Origin of the sequence: Pyrobaculum sp., assembly GCF_049971835.1 — an archaeon.
Lineage (GTDB): Archaea > Thermoproteota > Thermoprotei > Thermoproteales > Thermoproteaceae > Pyrobaculum.
Map to the genome: position 1 here is coordinate 1 of NZ_JBMFKV010000239.1, position 2,521 is coordinate 2,521.

Below are 2,521 nucleotides of genomic sequence, written 5' to 3' on the forward strand. Positions count from 1 at the left end.
GCCGCGTCGAGGTGATAGAGAGGAGCAAAGCCGTAAGCCACATATGCGACGGCGGCGTATGTATCCATGCACATTCGACCAGCGCCCCGGTGTTTAAACTGCCTCTACACGACATATCTGCCAAGCTGTACTTCCCCAGTATTGGACTAGGCCCAGAGGAGGTAGAGGTCTTCCAACTAGGCTGGAGGGCGAGCGACGAGACGGTAGAAAAGAAGCGGCCCATGATGGCCACGACACAGCCGTGGCAACTCTTCGCGTGGTCTGCTACTAGGCCTGGTTGGATGAGAGTACATGTAGTTGAAGTAGGCATAAATGCCGGCGGCCTCTCTCTAGAGATTTATGCCGTGGCTAAGGATTGGACGCAGAAATGGAGTAAGGAGGAGGCCCAGAGGATGGCGTTGGAGGCTTTACGTGGGGGCGACTACAGGCCTTTATTGACGTGGTATCTCGGCGATGGAGTGGTGGACGGCAGGAGGGAGAAAATAGGGCTTTCTACAGCCGTTAATATAGAGATGATTAACGGTTTATTAGGCGGGAGTTATAATTATCGCAAAATTGAACTTAGCCGAAGGAGGGCTAAAGAATTAGCTAAAAAGATAACTACGTCTGCTGGACGTTATGGCGTCCTCCTAGAGGTATTGTATAGCCACAAGTGGGTGTATCTAAAGGCTCTGGTCGATTATAGGCCGTCTTTCGATCCCGCGTATGTAGTTATCAAGGGGGTGGCGATGCGCCTCCATCTATCGGCTAAGACACTACACGCCGTGAGGTATTTCGCTGAGAGAGAAGAGGCAGAGAAGGCTCTAAACGCCCTAAAGCCTCACGCCAAGATGTACGTTGATAGGCGTTGGTATGTGGCGTATATACCGTGGAGAGAGTTGAAAGAGCTAGTTAAGAGAGATCCGACGTTGAGAGAAGCCGTTGCGAGATATCTAGCCAGTAGAAACAAGCCAGTAACAAAGAAGTTGTTATCCCAAATCCCCCCTTTTTGACACTAATAGCGTTATCCTCATGAAGATCGGATGGAGCCCCGGCCGGGATTTGAACCTTATCCCAGACCCCCCTGGCGGGGGCCTGACGGGACCTCCCGCTTACAAGGCTTCCACGGGGCTTTGCCCCTGGGCGCTCCGACCGAGCTGAGCTACCGGGGCCTCGCCTAGTGTTTACACCGTGTTTTTAAGTCTTTCTATTTAAAGAGGCCGGGGAACCGCCTCTCATGGGGCCGCTGGGAGCGGCTCTCCGGCGGCACTCAGATGGATGAGGGTGTTGGGGTTAAAACTATTGTGCGGCGGCCTTGGCGAGCTTCTTCTCGTAGTGTTCTGCTATTTTCTTCTTCACTTCGTCGAAGTGCTCCGGGAGCCTCTCCGGCTCCAGCCCTCTCTGGAGGTATCTGCTGAACCTAGCCTTGTACGCTTCTGGGTTCTCCTCCTTTAGCTTCTCTGCGTACTGCGCCACGTGTTCTCCCTTTATCCTTTCCTCGTCCGGTAGCACGTCCTCGCCGTGGGGGATTTCAAGACCTGCGTCGAGAGCCCCCTTCAGAACTGCGAATACCCTCGCCCCGGGGGTCGGCCTGTGGAGACCTATGTCGAGGATAGCCTCCTTCACACCGCGGGCCCTCGCCTTGTAGCCCACGACGAGCCCAAGGAGGTAGGCCGCCGCGGTGTTGTTCTCATCGCCTTTCCAGCCGAACTTCGTGAGGATTCTCGTATCTGCGCCAACCACCGTGACGTCGCCCTGCGGCTTCGCGACCACCACCTGCGCAATTATGTGTCTATTAGTCTTCCTCACGACGAGCCTCGGCTTCCTGGAGAGGAGGTACTTCCTCCTCTTCCTGTAGTTTGTGAGGCCCTCCCTCCTCCGCCTAAAGGGCACCTTGTATCTGCCGCCCCGCGCCATACTACCGCACGGGCTCTTTTGTCAACTTGTGCTCGTTTATATACGTCTTCAAGTGGTCAAGGTCGCGGAAGTAGTTGCCCTTCACCATCTTATACAGCTGGCGCCACACGGCTGGCTCCAGCTTCCCCCTCCGCTTGAGGGTATTGAGAAACCTCCTCATAGCCCTCACCTTGTTCTTCCAAACCTCCTCCTCGTCTGTCCTCCTCCCCTTGCGGTTGCCGTGCCCCCTCCTCCTGCCCTTCTTCTTTTTTAGATGCCTAACGCGCCACCTTCCCCTAGAGACGCCTTTTTTGGGCTCCGCCCAGATGAGCCCCTGCTCTATCAAAGCCCTCACGTCGTCTTTGGTGACCACCTCCTCTATCTTCTCCGCGGCCTCAGGCGAGATCTTCACCCGGCTGACCCCCACGCCCAGGATATCTGCGGCCAGCCTCTTGACGTCGACCATACCTACTGCCCAGACTGTGCGGTATTTAACTCTTTCCTAAGCGCCTCCTCCACCCTCTTGCCGGGGTTAAGCACGTAGAAGCCGAGCTCCCGCGCCTTCTTCACAATCTCGATCCTCTTCCGCAACCCCACAGTCCCCCCGATCCTGACGGCGTGTATCTTCGGATCTAGCCTAGACAGC

At 55.8% G+C, this 2,521-nt stretch carries 4 protein-coding genes and 1 tRNA gene; 1 reads left to right on the forward strand and 4 read right to left on the reverse strand.

The genetic code is table 11. The annotated features are described in order from the left end of the window. Positions 1 to 992: hypothetical protein (locus ACP5J3_RS13030; RefSeq protein WP_428496082.1), on the forward strand; the 992-nt coding region annotated here is incomplete at its 5' end. Between the two features lie 31 nt (positions 993 to 1,023). On the opposite strand, the gene ACP5J3_RS13035 is transcribed toward ACP5J3_RS13030, so the two are convergent. From ACP5J3_RS13035 to ACP5J3_RS13050, 4 genes are all read right to left on the reverse strand, one after another. Next, positions 1,024 to 1,151 (reverse strand) — tRNA-Thr (locus ACP5J3_RS13035). 127 nt (positions 1,152 to 1,278) lie between these two features. Beyond that, a complete protein-coding gene (locus tag ACP5J3_RS13040; RefSeq protein WP_428496083.1) occupies positions 1,279 to 1,896 on the reverse strand; it encodes a 50S ribosomal protein L18 in 618 nt (205 codons plus the stop codon). A 1-nt stretch (position 1,897) separates the two neighbouring features. Continuing rightward, a complete protein-coding gene (locus ACP5J3_RS13045; protein ID WP_428496084.1) occupies positions 1,898 to 2,341 on the reverse strand; it encodes a 50S ribosomal protein L19e in 444 nt (147 codons plus the stop codon). A 2-nt stretch (positions 2,342 to 2,343) separates the two neighbouring features. After that, on the reverse strand, positions 2,344 to 2,521 hold a 178-nt coding region (locus ACP5J3_RS13050; protein ID WP_428496085.1), incomplete at its 5' end, for an eL32 family ribosomal protein.

Bases quoted from the DNA above. Each gene is read 5' to 3' on its own strand.
- ACP5J3_RS13040 (WP_428496083.1), bottom strand. From the start codon at position 1,896: ATGGCGCGGGGCGGCAGATACAAGGTGCCCTTTAGGCGGAGGAGGGAG.
- ACP5J3_RS13045 (WP_428496084.1), bottom strand. From the start codon at position 2,341: ATGGTCGACGTCAAGAGGCTGGCCGCAGATATCCTGGGCGTGGGGGTC.